The organism is Sphingobium sp. B8D3B (assembly GCF_025961875.1).
Taxonomy (GTDB): Bacteria; Pseudomonadota; Alphaproteobacteria; order Sphingomonadales; family Sphingomonadaceae; genus Sphingobium.
On sequence record NZ_JAOQON010000001.1, the window covers coordinates 889,480 to 911,113 of the forward strand.

General features: G+C 64.4%; 20 protein-coding genes and 2 tRNA genes. 16 read left to right on the forward strand and 6 right to left on the reverse strand.

Annotated features, from left to right (window positions below; all coding sequences use genetic code 11):
* The first annotated feature begins 8 nt into the window (after positions 1–8).
* The 8 genes from tmk (at position 9) to M2343_RS04175 (ending at position 6,784) form a co-directional block, all read left to right on the forward strand.
* Positions 9–638 carry a dTMP kinase gene (tmk, locus tag M2343_RS04140; RefSeq protein ID WP_264575694.1) on the forward strand — a complete coding sequence of 210 codons (630 nt, stop codon included), beginning with the start codon at positions 9–11 and terminating at the stop codon, positions 636–638.
* The gene (locus M2343_RS04145) at positions 635–1,615 is read left to right on the forward strand and encodes a DNA polymerase III subunit delta' (protein ID WP_264575695.1); all 981 of its coding nucleotides are present in this window, start codon (positions 635–637) and stop codon (positions 1,613–1,615) included. The genes tmk and M2343_RS04145 overlap by 4 nt, the downstream gene beginning before the upstream one ends.
* 239 nt (positions 1,616–1,854) lie before the next feature.
* Positions 1,855–3,138 (forward strand): Nramp family divalent metal transporter, encoded by a 1,284-nt coding sequence (locus M2343_RS04150; protein ID WP_264575696.1) that lies wholly within the window; start codon positions 1,855–1,857, stop codon positions 3,136–3,138.
* 126 nt (positions 3,139–3,264) lie between these two features.
* Positions 3,265–4,830, forward strand: a complete 1,566-nt coding sequence (metG, locus tag M2343_RS04155; RefSeq protein ID WP_264575697.1) for a methionine--tRNA ligase — start codon at positions 3,265–3,267, stop codon at positions 4,828–4,830.
* Positions 4,830–5,612, forward strand: coding sequence for a TatD family hydrolase (locus tag M2343_RS04160; protein WP_264575698.1), 783 nt, complete (start codon positions 4,830–4,832; stop codon positions 5,610–5,612). Before metG ends, M2343_RS04160 begins: the two co-directional genes overlap by 1 nt.
* Before the next feature lie 4 nt (positions 5,613–5,616).
* A complete protein-coding gene (locus tag M2343_RS04165; RefSeq protein WP_264575699.1) occupies positions 5,617–6,390 on the forward strand; it encodes an MBL fold metallo-hydrolase in 774 nt (257 codons plus the stop codon).
* Between the two features lie 40 nt (positions 6,391–6,430).
* A complete protein-coding gene (locus M2343_RS04170; protein ID WP_264575700.1) occupies positions 6,431–6,604 on the forward strand; it encodes a hypothetical protein in 174 nt (57 codons plus the stop codon).
* 93 nt (positions 6,605–6,697) lie between these two features.
* Positions 6,698–6,784: transfer RNA gene (locus tag M2343_RS04175), tRNA-Leu, on the forward strand.
* A gap of 221 nt (positions 6,785–7,005) precedes the next feature.
* On the opposite strand, the gene M2343_RS04180 is transcribed toward M2343_RS04175, so the two are convergent.
* Positions 7,006–7,080, reverse strand: a tRNA-Glu gene (locus M2343_RS04180).
* A gap of 77 nt (positions 7,081–7,157) precedes the next feature.
* On the reverse strand, positions 7,158–8,906 hold the full coding sequence (gene recJ / locus M2343_RS04185) for a single-stranded-DNA-specific exonuclease RecJ (protein ID WP_264575701.1): 1,749 nt from the start codon (positions 8,904–8,906) through the stop codon (positions 7,158–7,160).
* Positions 8,907–9,202: 296 nt separating this feature from the next.
* On the opposite strand from recJ, the gene M2343_RS04190 reads away from it, so the two are divergent.
* Both M2343_RS04190 and M2343_RS04195 read left to right on the forward strand, forming a co-directional pair.
* Entirely contained in the window at positions 9,203–10,150 is a 948-nt protein-coding gene (locus tag M2343_RS04190) for an ABC transporter ATP-binding protein (RefSeq protein WP_264575702.1), read from the forward strand.
* Positions 10,147–10,917: an ABC transporter permease gene (locus M2343_RS04195; RefSeq protein WP_181559766.1), complete on the forward strand. Its 771-nt coding sequence runs from the start codon at positions 10,147–10,149 to the stop codon at positions 10,915–10,917. The genes M2343_RS04190 and M2343_RS04195 overlap by 4 nt, the downstream gene beginning before the upstream one ends.
* Positions 10,918–10,996: 79 nt before the next feature.
* Here M2343_RS04195 and glpX read toward each other — a convergent pair whose 3' ends face one another.
* The 3 genes from glpX to M2343_RS04210 form a co-directional block, all read right to left on the reverse strand.
* Positions 10,997–11,986 carry a class II fructose-bisphosphatase gene (gene glpX, locus M2343_RS04200; protein ID WP_181559765.1) on the reverse strand — a complete coding sequence of 330 codons (990 nt, stop codon included), beginning with the start codon at positions 11,984–11,986 and terminating at the stop codon, positions 10,997–10,999.
* A 133-nt stretch (positions 11,987–12,119) separates the two neighbouring features.
* A complete protein-coding gene (locus tag M2343_RS04205; protein WP_181559764.1) occupies positions 12,120–13,436 on the reverse strand; it encodes a homoserine dehydrogenase in 1,317 nt (438 codons plus the stop codon).
* Positions 13,437–13,528: 92 nt separating this feature from the next.
* The gene (locus M2343_RS04210) at positions 13,529–14,410 is read right to left on the reverse strand and encodes a hypothetical protein (RefSeq protein WP_264575703.1); all 882 of its coding nucleotides are present in this window, start codon (positions 14,408–14,410) and stop codon (positions 13,529–13,531) included.
* A 229-nt stretch (positions 14,411–14,639) separates the two neighbouring features.
* Here M2343_RS04210 and M2343_RS04215 point away from each other — a divergent pair, with 229 nt between their 5' ends.
* The 5 genes from M2343_RS04215 to M2343_RS04235 all read left to right on the forward strand — a co-directional run bounded on the left by M2343_RS04215 (position 14,640) and on the right by M2343_RS04235 (position 17,953).
* The gene (locus M2343_RS04215) at positions 14,640–15,293 is read left to right on the forward strand and encodes an energy transducer TonB (protein WP_264575704.1); all 654 of its coding nucleotides are present in this window, start codon (positions 14,640–14,642) and stop codon (positions 15,291–15,293) included.
* Between the two features lie 72 nt (positions 15,294–15,365).
* Positions 15,366–16,115, forward strand: a complete 750-nt coding sequence (locus M2343_RS04220) for a MotA/TolQ/ExbB proton channel family protein (protein ID WP_181559761.1) — start codon at positions 15,366–15,368, stop codon at positions 16,113–16,115.
* Between the two features lie 101 nt (positions 16,116–16,216).
* Positions 16,217–16,702 (forward strand): ExbD/TolR family protein, encoded by a 486-nt coding sequence (locus M2343_RS04225; protein WP_181559760.1) that lies wholly within the window; start codon positions 16,217–16,219, stop codon positions 16,700–16,702.
* Between the two features lie 25 nt (positions 16,703–16,727).
* Positions 16,728–17,153 carry an ExbD/TolR family protein gene (locus M2343_RS04230; protein ID WP_181559759.1) on the forward strand — a complete coding sequence of 142 codons (426 nt, stop codon included), beginning with the start codon at positions 16,728–16,730 and terminating at the stop codon, positions 17,151–17,153.
* A gap of 479 nt (positions 17,154–17,632) precedes the next feature.
* Positions 17,633–17,953 (forward strand): PilZ domain-containing protein, encoded by a 321-nt coding sequence (locus M2343_RS04235; RefSeq protein ID WP_264575705.1) that lies wholly within the window; start codon positions 17,633–17,635, stop codon positions 17,951–17,953.
* A gap of 470 nt (positions 17,954–18,423) precedes the next feature.
* Here the strand turns inward: M2343_RS04235 and M2343_RS04240 are convergent, their stop codons facing one another.
* On the reverse strand, positions 18,424–20,214 hold the full coding sequence (locus M2343_RS04240) for an ABC transporter transmembrane domain-containing protein (protein ID WP_264575706.1): 1,791 nt from the start codon (positions 20,212–20,214) through the stop codon (positions 18,424–18,426).
* 178 nt (positions 20,215–20,392) lie between these two features.
* Here M2343_RS04240 and M2343_RS04245 point away from each other — a divergent pair, with 178 nt between their 5' ends.
* The gene (locus M2343_RS04245; RefSeq protein ID WP_264570379.1) at positions 20,393–21,628 is read left to right on the forward strand and encodes a polyhydroxyalkanoate depolymerase; all 1,236 of its coding nucleotides are present in this window, start codon (positions 20,393–20,395) and stop codon (positions 21,626–21,628) included.
* The last annotated feature ends 6 nt before the right edge of the window (positions 21,629–21,634 follow it).

The following is a 21,634-nucleotide window of genomic DNA, read 5'->3' on the forward strand; positions in this document are numbered from 1 at the left end:
GCGCCGGCATGACGCGCGGCCGCTTCATCACGCTGGAAGGCGGAGAGGGCGTCGGCAAGTCCACGCAGGCCCGTCTGCTCGCGGAGGCGCTTGAGGCGCGCGGCATCGAGACAGTGCTGACCCGCGAGCCCGGTGGCAGCGAGGGGGCCGAGGCCATTCGCGGCCTCCTGCTCTCCGGTGCGGCGGATCGCTGGAGCGTGCGCGCCGAGGCGCTGCTGTTCGCTGCGGCTCGGGCCGATCATGCCGAGCGCACCATTCTGCCGGCCGTGGAGGCCGGCAAATGGGTGATCTGCGACCGTTTTCTGGACAGCAGCCGTGCCTATCAGGGCGTGGGCGGCGCGCTGAGCGACGACGACATTCTGACCCTCCACCGCATCGGCTCGGGCGGGCTGTTGCCGGATCGCACCCTGCTGCTCGCTCTTCCGCTCGATGAGAGCAGCGAGCGGGCCGGCGCGCGCGATGCCGGGGCGGTGGATCGGATCGGCGGCCGCGATGCTGGTTTTCATCGCGATGTGGCCGAGTCCTTCCGCCGGTTCGCAGCCGCTGAACCTGCGCGTTTCCGGGACATCGATGCCAGCGGGTCGATGGAGACGGTGCGCGACCGGCTGCTGGCCGCGCTCGCCGACTGGCTGCCGTGACGCGCTGGCTCGGCCATGACGAGCAGATCGCGACGCTGATCGAGGCCAGCGCGACGACGCGCCTTCATCATGGCTGGATCTTCGCCGGGCCGCGAGGGCTGGGCAAGGCCGGGATCGCCTATGATTTCGCTCGGCGGCTACTGGTGAGCGGCGCGGGTCGTCCCGTTCCGTCCGACCGGCTCGCGCCGGACCCCACAGACCCGGCCATGCGCCTGTTCGATGGCGGCGCCCATCCCGATTTCATGCGGCTCGAACGACTTGAGCGCGACAGCAAGACTGACAGCGGCGCACTCGCCCGCAACATCACCGTCGATCAGGTGCGCAGCCTCTCGCGGCTGCTGCACAGCGCGCCCTCCATGGGCAGCCGGCGGGTCGTGCTGATCGACAGCGCGGACGATCTGGAGGCTGGCGCAGCCAACGCCCTGCTCAAGAGCCTGGAAGAGCCGCCGACGGGTGCGATCTTCCTGCTCGTGGCGCATCGGCCCGGTCGCCTGCTGCCCACCATCCGCTCCCGCTGCCGGGTGCTGCGCTTCGCACCGCTGGATGATCCGAGCATGGCGCAGGCGCTGGCGGCCGCGCTGCCGGAGGTGCCAGAGCCTGAGCGCGCCGCGCTGGCGGCCAGTGCCGAGGGGTCGCCGGGACAGGCGATCGCCAATCGCGATCTGGATCTGCCCGGGCTGGAGCGCGCGCTGGATGCCATCGCGCAGGGTGGACGCGGCGGGGAGGGCGCCCGCGCCGGCCTGATGAGCGCGCTCTCGGGTGTTGCGGCTCGCCCCCGCCTCGAAGCCTTTGTCGATCTTGTGCCGCGCTACATTGCCCGCCGTCTGCGGGGCGCGCCCGCACCCAGCCTCGGGCCGGGCATCGCCGCCTATGAGGAAGCGCAGCGTCTCGGCGCCGGCGCTGTCACCCCGCTGCAGCTCGAGCCCGGCGCGCTGGTCTACACCTTGTGCGAGACCGTGGCGCGCGCGGTGCGATAGGCGCTCGCTGGCCTTTCTGAATAGGGTGCTCCTGCGAAGGCAGGAGCCCAGGGCCAAACCGACGAGCCTAGCCGCCCCAGGCTCCTGCCTTCGCAGGAGCGCATCCAAGCGTACATCATCGGCTCCCCCGCAGGAAAATCACCACACCGCCAAAATCGCGCTATACCCCTCGCGGACGGCAAGTGTGGGGGACTGACAGGATGGCAAGCGAGCACAGGCAAAACCGAGATGCGCCCGACTTGCCTTCCACACCGCTAGACGAAACCCCGCCCGTCGGACTGGAGCGCTGGAAACGGCTCGGCCCCGGCATCGTCGTGGCCGCGACCGGCGTGGGCGCGGGCGATCTTGTCGCCACGCTCATTGCCGGCGCGCGCTTTGGCTATGCGTTGCTCTGGGCCGCCGTCATCGGCTGCATCATCAAGATCGCGCTGGCCGAGGCGACCGGGCGCTATCATCTCGCCACTGGATCGACGATGCTGCAAGGCTGGCGGTCGCTCGGCCATTGGACGAGCTGGTATTTCGGCATCTACATCCTGATTTGGGGCTTCGTGTATGGCGGCACGGCGATGAGCGCGACCGCGCTGCCGCTCGCCGCGATGTTTCCGGGCCTATTGCCATTCTGGGCGTGGGGCATGGCCTCGGGCCTCGCCGGCGCGCTGTTCGTCCTGTTCAATCGCTATGCGGTGTTCGAGGCCGTGATGAAGCTGCTGATCGGCGTCATGTTCGTCGTCGTTGTCGGGCTTGCGATCCTCGTCATGCCGGATCTCGACGCAGCACTGATCGGCCTCGCGCCCACGCTGCCGGAGGGCTCGGCCATTTACACCTTGGGCCTCATCGGCGGCGTCGGCGGCACGATCACGCTCGCGGCCTATGGCTATTGGGTCAACGCCAAGGGTTGGCGCTCCCCAGCCTGGATCCCGATGATGCGGTTCGACAATCGCGTGGCCTATATCGCGACAGGGGTCTTCGTGATCGCCATGCTCATCGTCGGTGCCGAACTGCTCTACACCGCGCAGATCGCGCTTTCCGGTGGCGACCGGGGCCTGCTCGACCTGGGCGCGGTGCTGGAGGCGCGCTTCGGGCGCACCGTGGCGACCTTGTTCCTCATCGGGTTCGCGGCGACGACCTTTTCGTCGGTGCTCGGCGTCTGGCAAGGCGTGTCCCTACTGTTCGCGGACTTCGTCCGCAGTATCCGGGCGGAACGGGCAGGGGAAACTGCCGTGCATGATCCGGCCATCGCGGCGACGCTGGACCGGACGCCGGCCTTCCGCTTCTATGTCCTCTGGCTCACCTTCCCGCCCATGCTCCTGCTGTTTCTGGGCCAGCCTTTTGCGCTCATAATCGCCTATGGCGCGTTCGGTGCCTTCTTCATGCCCTTCCTTGCCGTCACGCTCATGTGGCTGCTCAATTCGAAAGCCGTGCCCGCGCAATGGCGCTCGGGCTGGTGGTCGAACCTGATGCTCGGCCTGGCGTCGCTGTTATTTGCGGTGTTGTGCGTGGATCAGATCCGCTCGCTGCTATAGGTCACGGCTTTCCGCGCGGCGCTGTGCTGGGAGGTCGGAGAGGAGTCTAGGCATCCTCCCTGTACCCGGCTAGAGAAGCCGCAAGCGAAAGCCGCGCCTCAGACGGCCCTTATCCAGCAGGACATCATGCCCAAACCCTTCACCATTACCACGGCGATCAGTTACCCCAATGGCCGCCCTCATATCGGCCATGCCTATGAAGCAATCGCGACGGACGCCTTCGCCCGCGCGGCCCGGATGATGGGGCGGGACGTGTTCTTCCAGACAGGCACCGACGAGCATGGCTTGAAAATGGCGCAGGCCGCCCGTGCGCGAAGCGTTGAGCCTGTCGCGCTGGCCGATGAGATGTCAGGCTATTTCAGGGAGATGGATGATCTTCTGAACATCAGCTATGATCGCTTCATTCGCACTAGTGAGCCGGCCCATCATGTCGCAAGCCAGGCCATTTGGCAGGCGATGGTCGACAATGGCGACCTTTATCTCGATCGCTATGAAGGCTGGTACTCGGTCCGCGATGAGGCCTATTATGATGAAAGCGAGCTAAGCCTCAGCGATAGCGGGGAAAAGCTCTCCCCGCAGGGTACCCCGGTGGAATGGACTGTCGAGGAAAGCTGGTTCTTCCGCCTATCGGCCTATCAGGACCGCCTGCTCGCGCTGTATCGCGATCAGCCGGACTTCATTCAGCCCGAGAGCCGCCGCAACGAGATCCTCCGTTTCGTGGAGGGCGGGCTGCGCGATTTGTCCGTCTCGCGCACCAGCTTCGATTGGGGCGTGAAGGTCCCCGGCTCGCCGGATCACGTCATGTATGTGTGGGTGGATGCGCTCACAAACTATCTCACGGGCTGCGGCTATCCCACTGATCCAGAACGCATGTCGCGCTACTGGGCGGAAGGGGGCGATATCGTCCACATCATCGGCAAGGATATCGTGCGCTTCCACACGGTCTACTGGCCGGCCTTTCTGATGAGCGCGAAATTGCCTTTGCCGAAAACGGTGTTCGGCCACGGCTTCCTGCTCAACCGCGGCGAGAAAATGTCCAAGTCGCTGGGCAATGTTGCAGATCCGGTCGAGCTGGCAGAGGCTTTCGGCGTCGATCCGCTGCGCTACTTTCTGCTGGCAGAAGTCGGCTTTGGCAATGATGGCAGCTATAGCGCGGAAGCCATTGTTCATAAATCGAATACCGAGCTTGGCAACGCCTTCGGCAATCTCGCCCAGCGCGTGCTGAGCTTCATTGCCAAGAACCTGGAAGGCCGCGTGCCCACACCGGCACCCAATGCCGATGATGAGGCCTTGCTGGCGCAGGTGCGGCAGATTGCCATGCAGGATGTTCCCGGCGCATTCGAGCGCTTCGCCCCGCACGAGGCGATCCAGGCCTGGCTGCGCGCGGCCTATGCCTGCAATGCCTATGTCGATGCGCAGGCCCCTTGGGCGCTCCGCAAGACCGATCCGGCCCGCATGGAGGCCGTGCTGACGACGCTCTACGTCTGTATTGCCACCCTGGCCGTCTCGGCACTGCCGGTCATCCCGCGCAGCGCAGAGGAACTGCTCGACCGCATGGGGCTGCCCCAGGATGCGCGCACCTTCAGCGCCATCGGCACGGACTGGTACACGCCGCTGCGCGCGAGCGGCCATGTCGTCGGCCCGCAGCAGCCGCTCTTCCCCCGCCTTGAACCCCCCGCAGCGGAAGCCTGATGCTCGTCGATAGCCATTGTCACCTCAATTATGAGGGGCTGGTGGAGGATCAGCCCGCCGTCCTCGCCCGTGCGCGTGCGGCGGGGGTGGGCACGATGCTCAACATCTCCACCCGCGAGCGGGAGTGGGCCGCGATTATCGGACTGGCCGAGCGCGAGGCGGACGTCTGGGCGAGCGTCGGCATTCATCCGCATGAGGCGGACAGCCATGCCCATGTCGATACCGCCAAGCTTGTGGCCGCTGCGGCCAATCCCTGTGTCGTCGGTATCGGCGAGACCGGGCTGGATTATTGTTACGACCATAGCGATCGCGTCCAGCAGCAGACGAGCTTTCGCGCCCATATCGCCGCCGCGCGCGAGACCGGTCTGCCGATCATCATCCATACCCGCGATGCCGAGGCGGACACCGCCGCTATTCTGCGGGACGAGATGGGGCAGGGGACATTCACCGGAGTGATCCACTGCTTCACCGCCAGCGATGCCTTTGCCGACATCGCACTGGACCTCGGCCTGTTCATCAGTATTTCCGGGATCGTGACCTTCAAGAACGCCAAGGCTTTGCAGCAGACGGCGGCGCGCATTCCGGCCGACCGTTTGCTGGTAGAGACAGACTCGCCCTTCCTCGCGCCGGTGCCGCACCGCGGACGGCCCTGCGAACCGGCGTTCGTCGCCGATACCGCGCGCTTCCTGGCCGATCTCCGTGGCGAGTCCCTCGAGGCACTGACGCAGGCAACGACGCGGAACTTCTTTGCTTTGTTCTCCCGCGCCGCGCCGGTCGCGTGACGCCATGACGCTCAAGCTGGTCATGTTGGGAAGCGGCACCTCCTCGGGCGTTCCGCGCATCGGCAATGATTGGGGGCAGTGTGATCCCGCCGAGCCGCGCAATCGTCGCACCCGCGTCTCGATCCTTGTCGAGAGCGCGACCACGCGGTTGCTGGTCGACACCTCCCCGGATTTCCGCGCGCAGATGCTGGCGGCCGATGTCGTGCATCTGGATGCCGTCTTCTGGACCCACGACCATGCCGATCACTGCCACGGCATCGATGATCTGCGGCAGATCATGCATCATCGTGGCACCCCTGTGCCCGGCTATGGTCACAAGGCGACCATGGCGGCGTTGCGCAGCCGCTTCGACTATGCGTTCGATGGGCGCGAGGGGTATCGCGCGACCATCGCGGGCCATGACCTGCCCGACGAAGGGGTGACGGTGGGCGACATCGCGGTCACCCATGTCGATCAGCCCCATGGCTTCATCTCCTCAAGCGGCTTCCGATTCTCCTGCGGCGGCCGGTCGCTGGCCTATGCCACGGATTTTCACGAGATGACCGATGCGATGGTCTCGCTCTATGCGGGCGTGGATTGTCTCGTCATCGATGCGCTGCGCGAGCGGCCGCACCCGACCCACGCCCATCTGGCTCTGACGCTGGAGGCGATCGCGCGGATACGTCCCGGCCGTGCCATCCTCACCCACATGGATAACAGCATGGACTATGCACGTCTGCGCACCATGCTTCCCGAAGGCGTCGAGCCCGGCTACGATGGTCTGACCGCCCTGATCTGATCTCCCTTCGCGGACGTCCGTTCCAGCAGGAGAGTTGGCCATGGCCGATATGATTGCGCACAGCCTCTGGTTCGTCCTGGCCTTCGTCCTCGTCGGCAGCAGCCTGGCCCTGCGCCGCCTCCCGCTCCATCTGGTGAAGATGATCCTCATCTGGATCGCGATTTTCGCGGCTGTCTGGATCGTCGTTCTGGCCTTCCGCGGCCTCTCCGGCTGACCCCAACACAATATTTTGCATCAATCCCATCTTATCTGTTCGAGGCTGTTGACACCCCCGAACAGCCCCCCTAAAGCGCCGGTCCTACCCCGTGCCCAGATGGCGGAATTGGTAGACGCACCAGCTTCAGGTGCTGGCGATCGCAAGGTCGTGGAGGTTCGAGTCCTCTTCTGGGCACCATTTTCTGACACCCCCAAATAGCGATGATTTCGCTCTTCCCACACTAGGGAAGGGGTTTGGGCGCTGTGTCTTTTCCCTTGTAGCCTGCCCTCTGGCATCGCGCGAAATTTCGCGGTCGCGAGCCATACATGCGCGTATACGATCACCGAAGGGATGATCGCAGGTCAAGAATCTGTTTTGGGAGATGAAGGGCTTTTCCAAGCCTGCCCAGCCGGAAAGGCTGGTGACCCCTACGGGAATCGAACCCGTGTTTCAGCCGTGAGAGGGCCGCGTCCTGACCGCTAGACGAAGGGGCCACTGAGCGAGCGATGTGCATCGCTGCCGTGAGAGGGCGCCTTTACGGGGATGGTCTGGCGCGGTCAAGGCCATTTGCTCAGGCGATCGCAAGATCCTCGATATGCAGCTCGGCGGCCGGGCGGGGCCCCCAGTCGTCGATCTTCGCGCGGCCGGCGAGCCAGAAGCGCGTGCCGGCGCGGGAGGAGAGCAGCATCTGCCCAAGCTCGGTCTCTGCCTGACGGAACGCCATGGCCTTGAGCGAGCGGCCATCCTCGCCCGCCACGATGGCGCGGACATGGCTCGTCCCGACGATATCGGCGCGGACGACGCGCACCGGCCCCAGCGCAACGCGGGGCGCGGGCCAGCCATTGCCGAAGGGGCCGGCCTGTTCCATCGACTGGATCAGCTCCGGCGTCAGTCCGGCCGGCGCGACCAGCAGGTCGATGAGGAGGGCGCGGGCGGTGGCGGCGCGGGCGACATCCTCGCGCAGCCGCTCCTCCAGAAACTCCGCCAGCGCGGTCACATGCTCGCGGCGAACGGTAAGCCCAGCCGCCATGGCATGCCCGCCGCCTGCCATGAGCAGCCCGTGGTCCTTGGCGGCCAGAATGGCCGCGCCCAGATCGACACCGGTAATGGAGCGTCCCGAGCCCTTGCCGATGCCGTCCTCGTCAATGGCGATGACGATGGCCGGGCGGGTGATCTTTTCCTTCAGGCGCCCGGCCACGATGCCGATTACGCCCGGATGCCACAGATCGCCGGCGATCACGGCGACGTAGCGCTCGCCCAGCTCTGCGAGAAGGGCTTCGGCTTCCTCCTGCACGGTTGCTTCGATCGCGCGCCGCTCCTGATTGAGCTGATCGAGCTCTGCGGCGAGCATGGCGGCTTCATCGGGGTCGCCGGTGGTGAGCAGGCGCACGCCCAGATCCGAGCGGCCCACGCGTCCGCCGGCGTTGATGCGGGGCCCCAGGGCAAAGCCGAGATCCGAGCATTGCGGAGCACGCTCCAGCCGGCTTGCGGAAAGCAGGGCGTTGAGGCCGATATTGCCGCGCCGCGCCATCGTCTTGAGCCCCTGGGCGACAAAGGCGCGGTTGAGGCCCCGGATGGGCGCCACATCTGCGACCGTCCCCAGCGCGACCAGATCGAGCAGGTCCAGCAAGCGCGGTTCCGGGCGGGCGGCGAACCACCCTCGCGCGCGCAAGGTGCGGACCAGCGCGGCACCGAGCAGGAAGGCGACGCCGACCGCGGCGAGATGGCCATGACTGGCGGCCTCATCGGCCTCATCGAGCCGATTGGGGTTAACCAGCGCAAGGGCAGGGGGGAGCGAGGCGGCGCATTTGTGGTGATCGACGACGATGACATCCAGCCCCACGGTGCGTGCGGCCTCCAGCGCGGCAAAGGCCTGGGCGCCGCAATCGACCGTGACGACCAGGCTGGCACCGCTGCGTGCCAGCGCTACCAGCGCCTCACCGGATGGGCCATAGCCCTCCATCAGTCGGTCGGGGATGTAAACGCCGGCATCGAGCCCGAGCTGGCGCAGCAGCCGGACGAGCAGTGCTGCGCTCGTCGCGCCGTCCACGTCATAGTCGCCGAAGATGGTGACCGATTCCCGGTCGATGACGGCCGCGGCGAGCCGCTCGGCGGCGCGGTCCATATCCTGGAAGATGGACGGATCGGGCAGGAAGCTGCGGATGGTCGGCGCCCGCTCGCGCTCCAGGCTGTCATGCGGGCAACCCCGCGCGCGCAGCAGATCGTCCACGAGATTGCCGCCGCTGCCGCATGGCTCAGGCCCGCGCCAACGCCAGGCACGGCCGGTGAGCGAGCGATCGATATCCAGAGCAAAGCGCATGGCGCCACCTTAGCCGAGCTTATGGGGGAAAGGATAGGAGCGTCGTGATCGGGGTGGGGTTAGTCTTCGCCGCGTGCTGGGTAGGGTCTGAGGTGCGCCGCAGGCGCGTATCGAGGAGGCGTATCGAAGCATCGAATCCTTCGATGCGCCGCTTCGACAGGCGCAGCAGCTACTCAGGGCGGACGGAGATATCGTCCGAGATGTCGTCATTTTGCGCACGGGATGTTTCGGGCGGAACGGCGTTTATCCGCACGCCGCTCTTTGCAAGTCCCGGCCGATGGAGTAGCTGCGCTATCATGACGGCAATCCTCTCGCTCCGCGGCGTCACTAAGCAATATGCCAGCGGTCACAAGGCGCTCGGCAGCATCGATCTGGATGTGGAGGAGGGCGAGATCTTCGCGCTTCTCGGGCCGAATGGCGCTGGCAAGACGACGCTCATATCCATCATCTGCGGCATTGTGCGCGCCAGTGGCGGGACGGTGCATGTCGGCGGGCACGATATCGTGCGGGATTATCGCCAGACGCGCGCCACCATCGGTCTGGTGCCGCAGGAACTCTCGACCGATCAGTTCGAGCGCGTGATCGATACGGTGCGGTTCAGCCGTGGCCTGTTCGGCAAGCCACGCGACGATGCCTATATCGAGAAGGTGCTGCGCGACCTGACGCTTTGGGACAAGCGCCACGCCAAGCTGCAGGAGCTTTCCGGCGGCATGAAGCGGCGGGTCATGATCGCCAAGGCACTCGCCCATGAGCCGCGCCTGCTGTTTCTGGATGAGCCCACTGCCGGCGTCGACGTGGAACTGCGCCGCGACATGTGGGCGCTGGTCCGCCAACTGCGGGACAATGGCGCGACGATCATCCTCACGACCCATTATATCGAGGAAGCCGAGGACATGGCCGATCGCGTGGGCGTAATCACCGGTGGCGAGCTGATTCTGGTGGAAGACAAGGCCCGGCTGATGAAGAAGCTGGGCAAGAAGACGCTGCGGATCACGCTCAATGAGCCGATGTCGGCTGTGCCTGCTGCCCTGTCTGACTGGCGCGTGACTCTGGAGAGCGACGGCGCCGAGCTTGAATATGTGTTCGACAGCCAGGCCGAGCGCACCGGGATCTCGGCGCTGCTCGGCCAGCTGAGCGCCCTCGGCATCGGCTACAAGGACCTCAATACCAAGGAAAGCTCGTTGGAGGACATTTTCGTGGATCTTGTCCACAAGCCCACGGCCCGGTCGGAGCAGGCGGCATGAGCGGCATCAATATCCACGCGATCCGCGCGATCTATCTGTTCGAACTGCACCGCTTCCAGCGCACGCTGATGACGGGGCTGGTCGTTCCGGCGTTGACCACCACGCTCTATTTCGTGGTGTTCGGCAGCGCCATCGGCTCACGGATGACGGAGGTCGACGGGATTCCCTATGGCGCGTTCATCGTGCCGGGACTCATCATGCTGTCGATGTTCACCGAGAGCATCTTCAACGCCAGCTTCGGCATCTACATGCCCAAATATAGCGGCACGATCTACGAGCTGCTCTCGGCGCCCATTTCCGCGCTGGAGACGATCATCGCCTATGTGGGTGCTGCAGCGACGAAGTCGATGATCATCGGCCTGGTGATTCTCGCGACCGCGCATTTGTTCGTCGATCTGCCGATCGCGCACCCACTCGCCATGATCCTGTTCATGATGGTGATCGCGATCAGCTTTTGCCTGTTCGGGTTCATCCTGGGCATCTGGGCGCAGAGTTTCGAGCAGTTGCAGGTCATCCCGCTGATCGTCGTCATGCCGATGACGTTTCTGGGTGGCGCATTCTACTCGATCCATATGCTGCCCGAGCCTTGGCGGACGATCACCATGTTCAACCCGGTGGTCTATCTGATCAGCGGGTTCCGCTGGACCTTTTTCGGCAAGGGCGATGTCGCGATGGGCGTCTCTGTGGCGTTCGTCAGCGCCATGCTCGTCATCTGTCTCGCGGTGATCGCCTGGATGTTCAAGACCGGATATCGTCTCAAGAAGTAGAGCGAACTGGCGTCAGATACCAAAACGCCCGCCATGCGCGAACGCAGGCGGGCGGTTCAGTGTCTGAATACTCGGTGGGTCAGTCGCGGGCGCGATGCTCGCCCTTGACCCAGCGGACGGTGCCGGACGAGGCGCGCATCACGACGCTGTTCGTGGTCATCTTACCGCCGCGCAGGAGCTTGACGCCCTCGAGCAGGGAACCATCGGTGACGCCGGTTGCAGCGAAGATGCAGTCGCCCTTGGCGAGGTCTTCCAGCTTGTAGATGCGGTCGAGGTCGGTGATGCCCCATTTGCGGGCGCGGGCCTTCTCGTCCTCGTTGCGGAACAGGAGCTTGCCGTTGAACTGGCCGCCGACGCAGCGCAGGGCCGCACAGGCCAGCACGCCCTCGGGCGCACCGCCAGAGCCCATGTACATGTCGATGGTGGTGTCCGGGTCCGTCGTCGCGATCACGCCGGCCACGTCGCCGTCGCCGATCAGCACCACGCCGCAGCCGATGCCGCGCAGCTCGGCAATCAGTTTCTCATGGCGGGGGCGATCCAGCACGCACACGATGATCTCGGAGGGCTTTACGCCCTTGGCCTTGGCGACGGCCTCGACATTCTCCGTCGCGCTCTTGCGCATGTCGATGATATCCGGCGGATAGCCGGGGCCAACCGCCAGCTTCTCCATGTACACATCCGGCGCGTTGAGCAGATTGCCTTCCTCTGCGGCGGCGAGAACCGCCAGTGCGTTCGGCCCGGCCTTGGCGGTGATGGTCGTGCCTTCCAGCGGATCGAGCGCGATGTCGATCTTGGGGCCACGGCCTGGGGCGCCGCCGACCTTCTCGCCGATGTACAGCATGGGGGCTTCGTCGCGCTCACCTTCGCCGATCACCACCGTGCCATCCATGTACAGGCCATCGAAGGCCTTGCGCATCGCTTCGACTGCAGCAGCGTCAGCGGCCTTCTCGTCGCCGCGCCCCACGAGCTTGGACGCGGCGATCGCGGCGGCCTCGGTGACGCGCACCATCTCAAGAACAAGTACCCGATCGAGTACGGAACTGGCTTCGACGGTATTCGACTTCCCCATCCTGCGGCATCCTTTGCTGAATTGATGGGACGCGATAGGCGAGGATTGTTGCAATGTCGATAATGAGCCAGCGTCTTACAGGTGCGGCCGGGCGCATATCGCATCCCTGCCTGTAAGCGCGGGGTCGCGCCTGTCAGTCGAGGATGTGCATCAGCATCGGCGCGCCCAGTAGACTGTCCGATCCGCCGAGCCTGCGCAGCAGATCGTCGATGGCGGAGAGGGCGCCCGGGTGAGTGACGATGGCGACGAGAACGCCCTCGTCCGCGGTGGCGGCCCGCTGGATCACGCTTTCGATCGATACACCCGAATCTCGCATCGCTGCCGTGATTTCCGCCAGCACGCCGGGGCGATCTTGAACCTGGAAGCGCAGATAGGCGCGGCCGGTGCGCTGCCCGGCATCGGCCTTGACCTGGCGCTGCAGCCATTCGGCCGGCATGGCGAAGGCAGGGCCATATTCATCGCGTGCCACGTCGATGACGTCGGCGACCACCGCCGAAGCAGTCGGGCCTTCACCGGCGCCCGCGCCCTGGAAGAACAGGCGGCCGACGAAATTGCCCTCCGCCACGACGGCGTTGAGCGCGCCATCGACATGGGAAAGGGGGTGATCGAGCGGCACCAGCATGGGATGGACGCGCTGGAAGAGGCCGACATTCTCGCTGCCGTCCGCCTCGCACTCGGCCATGCCGACCAGCCTGATCTTGAAGCCGAGCGATGCCGCCTCGCGGATGTCGGCAGCCATGACATTGCGGATGCCGGTGATATCTACCGAGCCGAAATCGATCTCCGTGCCGAAGGCGAGGCTGGCGAGAATCGAGAGCTTGTGCGCGGCGTCGATACCGTCAATGTCGAAGGTAGGGTCAGCCTCGGCATAGCCTTTGGCCTGCGCTTCCTCCAGCACCTGGTCGAACGGGCTGCCATGCTGTTCCATGGTGGAGAGGATGTAATTGCAGGTGCCGTTGAGGATGCCATAGACCCGCATGATGCGATTGGCAGCGGCGCCCTCCCGCAGGCCCTTGATGACCGGCACACCGCCCGCGACGGCCGCTTCATATTTCAGCGCAACGCCGCTCCGCTCGGCTTCATGTGCCAAATCGAGACCGTGATGGGCGATCATCGCCTTGTTGGCCGTGACGAAAGGCTTGCCCTGGCTCAGGCATTGGCGGGCCAGCGTCAGGGCCGGGCCATCCGCGCCGCCGATCAGCTCGACGACCGTATCGATGTCCTCGCGCTGCGCGAGGGTCGCCATGTCGTCGACCCATTCATAAGCGGAGAGATCGAGCCCGCGATCCTTGCTGCGGTCCCGCGCCGAAATGGCGACGACCTCAATCGGCCGGCCTGCACGCCGGGCAATCAGATCCCGGTTGGTCTCCAGCAGGCGAATGACACCGGCGCCCACGGTTCCCAGGCCGACGATGGCGAGGCGAAGGGGGCGGGAAGAGGCGTCGGTCATGATCATGTCCTGCAAAAATGTGTGAGCGGCGGTCGCACGGAGGTCCGCCGCCGCTCATAGCGGGTAATCCCGTACAGGAAAGAGCCCTCTGCCTAAATGACTGGCGTTTGCGTGCGGTTACATGGCCCCAGCGCGGCTCGGAACGCGTTGTAATCGCGACTGGCGGCTTCCGCATCGTTGCGCGCCAGTTCGGTGAGGGACAAGGCCGGGAGCTGGTCGGGCAAGCTGCACGCGAGGCGATACCACAGCAAGGTGTCCCGCTCTGGGAGCTTCGCCGAATCGTCCACAACCTCGCCCAGCGACACGCTGAAATGCGGCTGTTCCTGCGGTCGACGGATCACTGACAGCGAAATCGGCGAGCCATCCGCCGTGCCGAGGAATATCTGGGTTTCCCCTTCGCCCACAATCGCGCCCGGCACGTGGAAGGCGGAGGTGACCCCTGTGACCGGGGCTGGTGCGCCCGGCGCGTAAAGATCTTCGATGACCTTTCGCGCCAGCGCCTCGTTGGCGGGGGTCCAGGGCACGAGCGCCGTGCTCGCGCTCAACTGGAACTCGCTCACCTGCTGGCCGACTTTGCCGAAAGCGAGAAAAATCTTGTTCTTGAGGTTGGGACGTCGGGCATTTTCCGCCGACCCGTCCACGAGGAAAGAGATTCGCTTGGACATCACGCCATCGCTGCGAATCAAGCCGAGCGTTTCAGCCTGGACGTAAAAACGGCTCCGCGTTTCCGGCAGATCAGGCGCGCGCTCGCGCTTGAGGGCGACGATGGAACGCACGGTAATGCGCGCCACCGTGGGAGATGACGATACCAGTTCGGCCATCCGCGCGTAACTCAAGCTTGCCGGCTCTGGCGATTCTGCCATCTGTGCCGTAGCGGAAGTGGAAATGAAGGGGAAAGCGGCTGTCAACAGGGCGCTGCAACCGATTGCCACCAGTTTGAACCCGGCCTTTGGGCGTCGGATTGTGTCGGTCATACGCAATTCTCCTGATAGGCCTTCCTCAGCCTCTAACATAGGGGGTTAAGCAGAGGTGACCACCGTCAACAAAGCGTTTGCTTCACACGTTTTGCCACGATAGGACATGCCTCGGAATTTAGGAGCCCGAGCGATCAGTATCGCACGGAAGACGTCGTGCTTTACGGCATTTCGTCGATTCGTGGTCTGATTGTCAGCGCTGTATCGAGCTAGGGAGTGTCATTGCTGAATGGCCTATGCTGACCAGTCACAATCGTCCGGTAGGACGGTTTCTCTTATCATCGTGGCAATCATTCACGCGATCCTCGGTTATGCGTTTGTGACGGGGCTTGGCATCAAGTATGTCAAGCAGGCTGCAGAACAGCTGAACGTCATCGACGTGGCAGAGGAGCCGCCGCCACCAGAGGAGGAGCCGCCGCCACCGCCGCCGCCTCCGCCGGACATGCCGCCGCCACCGCCGCCGCCGCCTACAGCGCCGCCGCCGATGATTTCGTTGCCGAGTTCGGCTCCGGTTCTGGCCCCGCCGCCACCACCGAATCCGCCGCCGCCGGCTCCGCCTGCACCACCGCCGCCGCCTGCGCCGGTTGTCAGCAAGGCCGCTGGTGCCAGGGGTAACCCTGCGAGCTGGATTACGTCCGACGACTATCCTGCCGGTGCTCGTCGTGACGAGGCCGAGGGTTCGGTGACGATCGCTTGGGATATCAATGCCCAGGGGCGCGTCGAAAATTGCCGGGTGACCGCATCGAGCGGCCGCAAGGACCTCGACGAAACCGCTTGCAGCCTGATCACGCGCCGGGGGCGTTATTCTCCCGCGCTCGATCAAGCCGGCAATCCGATCAAGTCCAGCAGCTCGCGTCGCGTGGTCTGGAAGCTTGAACGTTAATCCTGATTTCGGCCGTCCCGAACCGGGGCGAGGGACGGCCCATTCACCGACTGGTTTGAGAGGAATACACGAATGTTGATTTATTTGTCCGCAGCCGCTGCGCCGGCCGATAACCCTTACGGTCTCATGGAAGCCCTCGAGCAGGGCGGCGTGATCGCCTGGACCGTTTTCATCATTCTTTGCGGCATGTCCGTGTTCTCGTTCTTCATTCTGTTCTCGAAGCTCATCGAGCAGCAGAAGGTGATCGGCCAGGCCAAGAAGGTCCGTACGACGTTCTGGCGTTCGGCGACCCTCAAGGAGGGTTCGGCCAAGCTCGAGAAGAACAGCGCCTACAAGCAGCTGGTCGACGACGGCATCATGGCGCAGGAACAGCATGCCAAGCTGACCGATCCGGTCGAGGCACATGACTGGATGCACGCTTCGCTCGCGCGTTCGGAAGCTGCCATCAACTCCAAGCTCGGCGGTGGCCTCGCGTTCCTCGCGACCGTCGGTGCGACCGCGCCGTTCATCGGTCTGTTCGGTACGGTTATCGGTATTTACCGCGCGCTCATCAAGATCGGTGCGTCCGGTCAGGCCTCGATCGACGCCGTTGCCGGCCCGGTCGGTGAAGCTCTGATCATGACCGCGCTGGGTCTGGCCGTGGCCGTTCCGGCGGTGCTTGCCTACAACTGGCTGCAGCGTCGTAACAAGTCGATTGCTGAAGACCTGAGCGGCTTCAACAACGACCTGCTCGGCTACATGGTGTCCAACGGTGCGGTCCGTCCGACCGTGGTTGCTGCCCCGGCCGCGCCCGCTGCCAAGCCGGCTGCCGCCAAGGCCTGAGCTATCAAATGAAGCAGGTGTGGCGACCCTCGAGCGGTCGCCACATCAAGCCTCCGCAAGGACGCGCGTGCTTCCAAAGCCAAGAGTTAGGATTTTGATCGATGGCAATTAGCTCTGGGGGTGGTGGTGATGACACCCCGATGTCGGACATCAACACGACGCCTCTCGTGGACGTCATGCTGGTGCTTCTCATCATCTTCCTCATCGCAATTCCGGTGGTGATCCAGACAGTGGACGTGAAGCTGCCGAAGATCGCCTTCGAGCCAACGACCACGAAGCCGGAAAATGTGAGCCTTACGGTTCGCGCAGTGGATGGGCAGTGCGAAGTGTACTGGAATGTGACCAAGGTCACGGCCGGTGACCTTCTCAACCGCGCTGTCAAGAAGCTGGAAGCGGATATCGAGAAGGCCGGTGGCGTGGAGAACATGAACCCCGACGATCTGCCCGAAGCGCACATCCGTGCAGACATCGATACGCCGTACCGGTGCATCGGCGGCACGATCTTCACGATGCAGCGCGCTGGTTATCCGAAGGTCGGCTTCATTTCCGAGCCCGACCCGGCTTCGATTTCCGTCCGTCGCCTCTGACGCCCAAGTTTAGGAGACCAGTCCCATGGCAATGAGTGGTGGCCGCGACGACGGCGAGCCGATGATGGAAATGAACACGACGCCGTTGATCGACGTCATGCTCGTGCTCCTCATCATGTTCATTATCACGATCCCGATCCAGACCCACGCGGTGAAGATCGACCTTCCGCAGAATGCAGACGCGCCGCAGAACACGATCGACCCGGTCAAGAATCGTCTGACCATCGATCCGGCAGGCACGATCTACTGGAATGGTGCCCCGGTCGACCGGGTGACGCTGCGCCAGTATCTCGATCAGACCAGCCGTATGGCCCCGGAGCCTGAACTGCAGTTCGAGCCTGACCAGTCGGCTCGTTATGTGGTGGTTGATGAGGTGCTTGCCATCATCAAGCGCGCTGGCGTGACCAAGCTGGGCTTCGTCGGCAACGACCGTTACGGCGGCGTGTTCTGATCATAGCGGAAACGCGCTTCGTCGCGGATCTGGATGTGTTTGGAAAAGGGGGCTTCGGCCCCCTTTTTTTGTTGGGCGTCAAAGGGAGGCGTCTGGGGTTAGGATGGAAGGCGTTTGGGGGGCAGGCCTCGGCCCTAGGCGTGAGCGCGTGTCAGCGGCCTTCAAGACCTCGATATTGCGCTGCGCGTGCGAGCACAGTTGTATTGCGCTGAGAGGCCAGCACGCGAGTGGCGGACAAACGCGCCGAGTCAGTTGACGGTTCTAGGCCTTTCAACGGCGCCGGTGATGCCATTAGCCCTTGGCTCCGGCGCGGAGGCAGCGCTGCTGATCCCAAGCGATCAGGATGGAGAAGTCGCCGCCGGTCGAGGTACTCCTAGGTCTTAGGGTCCTCATATGCTGGGCCGGACGGACCTCCTTTGATTAGGACGATGGTAAGCTTCCCTGTCATATCGTGCGATGTTCCAGGCAGGCAGGTCGATATGGGCGCAGTTCCAGACAGAATGAATGAGCCGTCCGCTCGTTCGTCAGCGCGGCAGTCGGTCTTGATTGGCGTCCGCGTGCGCCGCAAGGGCGAGAGCTGGTTCAAGAGCCGGATTTCGGACATGTCGCTCACCGGTTTTCGCTTGATGAGCTACGTCAAGCTTCAGGTCGGTATGGAAGTGTGGGTGATGTTTGCCGGCTTTGAAGGACGCAAGGCGTTCGTCACCTGGGTGTGCGACCATGAAGCGGGGTGCGAGTTCGAGACACCGATGCATCCGGCGATTTTCGACCATATCGTGCGTGGGGCGAGCACGGACTGACGACCTCGGGCCAATCAAGCGCGCGGGCTCGACATGATCCGCTTCGCCGGAAAAGGGCAAGAGGGCGCGCTGAGGCTTGCTCGCCGGCATCGTGGGACACGCTCGGTCAGTTCCGTGCCGCGCTGCAGACCCATTGCCGGTTTACTGCACACGACAGGCAGCACCGAAAGGGACCCCGCTTCCGCGGTCGACGGGGCGTGGCTCGCGAACCTGCTAAGGACTCGGTTGATGCTTCGATACATTCTGCAGGCGTTTTTTAGGACCTGGAAGTGCAGGCTGCGCATGGGCGTGTCGCCGGTCTCGGTGCTTCCACGTGAGACCCTGAACCCAACGCAGCCGACTTATGTTTGAGCGTCGCTCACTCGGCTACGCGGCTGCCGGGCCAAACATTGCCGAGCTGAGCAGCTAAGAGCCAGCGCCGCATCAGCAACAACTGATCACCGCGCCGACGTCCGTCAACTCTCCGGCGATCAGGCCGGTTCGTCGAATTGCAGCGACGCCAGCCGAGCGTAGAGGCCACCGCGGGCGATCAGGTCCGCGTGGGTGCCGATGTCCGCGATCCGGCCCTGATCGAGGACGACGATGCGCTCGGCGGCGCGGACGGTCGCCAGGCGATGGGCGATGACGATAGTCGTGCGATCCTTCATCAGCCGGGCGAGGGCATCCTGCACCAGGCTTTCGGATTCCGCGTCCAGCGCCGAGGTCGCTTCATCGAGCAGCAGCAGCGGCGCGTCCTTGAGAAGCGCGCGGGCGATCGCAACGCGCTGGCGCTGGCCGCCGGAGAGGCGGGCGCCGCTCTCGCCAAGTTCTGTGTCCAAGCCCTGCGGCAGCGCCTTGAGAAAGCCGTCGGCATTGGCTGCGCGCGCGGCCTCCATCAACTGCTCGTCGGTGGCATCCCAGCGTCCGTAACGCAGATTGTCGCGCGCACTGGCCGCAAAGATCACGGTTTCCTGCGGCACCAGCGCGATCATGCCGCGCAGGCTCAGCAGGTCTGCCTCGCGCAGGTCGACGCCGTTGAGGAGGACCCTCCCGTGGGACGGATCGTAAAACCGCTCTGCAAGCTGAAGGAGCGTGGATTTGCCCGCGCCGGATGGGCCGACGATCGCCACGGTCTCGCCCGGCGCGACGTCCAGCGAGAAATCCATAAGGGCGGGCAAATCGGGCCGCGTCGGATAGCGAAAGGCCACATTCTCGAATGTCAGCCGCGCCTGACCGGGCTGCGGGATGGCGACCGGCCGCGCCGGTTGGCGGATTTCGGAGACGGCGCTGGTCAGTTCGCTCAGCCGGGTGGCGGCCCCGGCCCCGCGCAGCAGATCGCCATAGACCTCGGTGAGGGCCCCGAAGGCACCCGCGACAAGGCCGCCCGTCATGACGAAGGCTGCGATGCTGCCGCCGGACATCCGGCCCGCCGCGACGTCAAGCGCGCCCTGCCACATGATGAGCGTGATGGAGCCGAAGATCACCAGAATGATCGTCGCGGTCATGGCCGCTCGCAAAGTGATGCGCTGGCGGGCCGTGCGGAAGCTGTCCTCGACCGCGCGCCGGAATCGTCCGGCCTCGCGCTCTTCCTGACCGAAGGCCTGGACGATCTTCATGGCGCTCAGCACTTCGTTGGTGATGCTGCCGACCGCAGCCAGCCGATCCTGACTGTTGCGCGAGAGCGCGCGCAGGCGCCGACCGACCAGAATGATCGGCCCGAGCACGATGGGAATTCCGAACAGCAGCATCGCCGTAAGGCGCGGCGCGAGCATGAACAGATAGAAGATGCCGCCAAAACCGGTGAGCAGATTGCGCATCGCCACCGAGACCGTCGAGCCGACGACCTGCTCGATGATGGCGGTATCCGCCGTCATGCGAGAGGCGATCTCGGAGGGCCGGTTATGCTCGAAGAAAGCCGGCTCCTGCCGCAGCAGATTGGCCTGCGCGGCGATCCGCAGATCGGCCACCACGCGCTCGCCCAGCCAGGCGACGAAATAAAAGCGCATGGCGGTCGCAAAGGCCAGGATGACCACGATAAGCAACAGATACTGGAACCAGCGGCTGATGTCCCCGTCCAGACCAGAGGCGAAACCGCGATCGATGACAAGCTTGAAACCACTGGGGATGGCAAGCGTTGCTGCAGAGGCGAGAACCAGGGCGAAGCCGGCGCCGGCTATGCGGCCGGGGTAGCGGAGCGCGGCGCGCCAGATCAGTCGAAGATTGCCAAGATCGCCCGCTTTGCGCCGATCGTCATTGTCTGGGGTGGACGCCGAGGTAGCCATGGCCGCGCCCTAGACCAACTTTGCAACCAAGGGGAGGGCTTTTGCACCTGCGCTGTGCCTTCTGGTGTGGCAAAGGAGACGCGTCGGCACTATTTAATGCTTCTAAGCTCGGCATCGGCGCTGGCGTCAGGGCGTTGGATGTGCTGGTTTAGACAGATGGCCCCGAGTAAGGAAACACATGCTCTATAGTGCCTATGAAATTCAGCGCAGCTTTCTGGCAAGCGCCAGTGCCATGGCGACCGCGAGCGTAGAACTGCTCCAAAATCCCGCAAATCCCTTTGCTTATTTCGGTGGCGGTCCGATGCTCGCCTCCGCGCTGGATGTGTTCGCGCATGCCGCCGCGCCGCGCGGCAAGCCCGCCTTTGATCTGCCGACCACCGAGGTGGATGGGCAGACCGTAGCGGTGCACGAAGTCATCGAGGCGCGCCAGGTCTTCGGCCAGCTGCGTCATTTCGTGCGGGAAGGGCAGGAGGGCCGGCACCCCAAGCTGCTGATCGTCGCGCCCATGTCCGGCCATTTCGCGACGCTCCTGCGCGGGACGGTGGCCCGGATGCTGCCGGGGCATGACGTCTACATCACCGACTGGCGCGATGCCCGCGATGTGCCGCTTTCCGATGGGTCGTTCGATCTGGATGATTATGTCGATTATCTCGTCGGGTGGCTCGAGCACATCGGCCCGGGCGCACATATGCTGGCGGTCTGCCAGCCGTCGGTGCCCTGTCTGGCTGCCGCGAGCCTCATGTCCGCCTCCAAGCATCCGTGCCGTCCGCGCACCTTGACGATGATGGGCGGCCCGATCGATACTCGCGAGGGGCCGACCGCCGTTAATCAGCTGGCGCAGGAGCGACCGCTGAGCTGGTTCAGCCAGAATGTCGTGACCTCGGTTCCGTTCAATTACCCCGGCGCCGGTCGGAAGGTCTATCCCGGCTTCATGCAGTTGGCCGGCTTCATGACCATGAACCTTGGCAACCACCTGATGAGCCACTGGCAGATGTTCCGCCACCTCGTTCAAGGAGATGACGAGAGCGCGGACGCGACCAAGAAGTTCTACGAGGAATATCGCTCGGTCTGCGACATGACCGCCGAATTCTACCTGCAGACCGTCAATGAGGTCTTCAAGAAGCACAGCCTGCCCAAGGGCGAGTTCATGCATCGCGGCGTCCGCATCGACACCGCGGCGATCACGGATGTCGCGCTGCTCGCCGTCGAAGGCGAGAATGACGATATTTCGGGCATCGGCCAGACGAGGGCGGCGCTCAAGATTTCCCCGAAGCTGCCGGACGAGATGAAGCAATATTATCTCGCCGAGACGGTCGGCCATTACGGCATCTTCAATGGCTCGAAATGGCGCAATCGCATTGCGCCAGTGGTCGAGGCATGGATTGCCCGCCACGATGATCTGCCGCGCGGCTGATCGCCC

Coding starts and splice junctions, on each gene's coding strand:
- M2343_RS04220 (WP_181559761.1), top strand. CDS start 15,366: ATGTTGATTTATTTGTCCGCAGCCGCTGCGCCGGCCGATAACCCTTAC.
- M2343_RS04160 (WP_264575698.1), top strand. CDS start 4,830: ATGCTCGTCGATAGCCATTGTCACCTCAATTATGAGGGGCTGGTGGAG.
- M2343_RS04205 (WP_181559764.1), bottom strand. CDS start 13,436: ATGACCGACGCCTCTTCCCGCCCCCTTCGCCTCGCCATCGTCGGCCTG.
- M2343_RS04245 (WP_264570379.1), top strand. CDS start 20,393: ATGCTCTATAGTGCCTATGAAATTCAGCGCAGCTTTCTGGCAAGCGCC.
- M2343_RS04170 (WP_264575700.1), top strand. CDS start 6,431: ATGGCCGATATGATTGCGCACAGCCTCTGGTTCGTCCTGGCCTTCGTC.
- M2343_RS04235 (WP_264575705.1), top strand. CDS start 17,633: ATGGGCGCAGTTCCAGACAGAATGAATGAGCCGTCCGCTCGTTCGTCA.
- M2343_RS04225 (WP_181559760.1), top strand. CDS start 16,217: ATGGCAATTAGCTCTGGGGGTGGTGGTGATGACACCCCGATGTCGGAC.
- recJ (WP_264575701.1), bottom strand. CDS start 8,906: ATGCGCTTTGCTCTGGATATCGATCGCTCGCTCACCGGCCGTGCCTGG.
- M2343_RS04165 (WP_264575699.1), top strand. CDS start 5,617: ATGACGCTCAAGCTGGTCATGTTGGGAAGCGGCACCTCCTCGGGCGTT.
- metG (WP_264575697.1), top strand. CDS start 3,265: ATGCCCAAACCCTTCACCATTACCACGGCGATCAGTTACCCCAATGGC.
- tmk (WP_264575694.1), top strand. CDS start 9: ATGACGCGCGGCCGCTTCATCACGCTGGAAGGCGGAGAGGGCGTCGGC.
- M2343_RS04190 (WP_264575702.1), top strand. CDS start 9,203: ATGACGGCAATCCTCTCGCTCCGCGGCGTCACTAAGCAATATGCCAGC.
- M2343_RS04230 (WP_181559759.1), top strand. CDS start 16,728: ATGGCAATGAGTGGTGGCCGCGACGACGGCGAGCCGATGATGGAAATG.
- M2343_RS04240 (WP_264575706.1), bottom strand. CDS start 20,214: ATGGCTACCTCGGCGTCCACCCCAGACAATGACGATCGGCGCAAAGCG.
- M2343_RS04215 (WP_264575704.1), top strand. CDS start 14,640: ATGGCCTATGCTGACCAGTCACAATCGTCCGGTAGGACGGTTTCTCTT.
- glpX (WP_181559765.1), bottom strand. CDS start 11,986: ATGGGGAAGTCGAATACCGTCGAAGCCAGTTCCGTACTCGATCGGGTA.
- M2343_RS04195 (WP_181559766.1), top strand. CDS start 10,147: ATGAGCGGCATCAATATCCACGCGATCCGCGCGATCTATCTGTTCGAA.
- M2343_RS04210 (WP_264575703.1), bottom strand. CDS start 14,410: ATGACCGACACAATCCGACGCCCAAAGGCCGGGTTCAAACTGGTGGCA.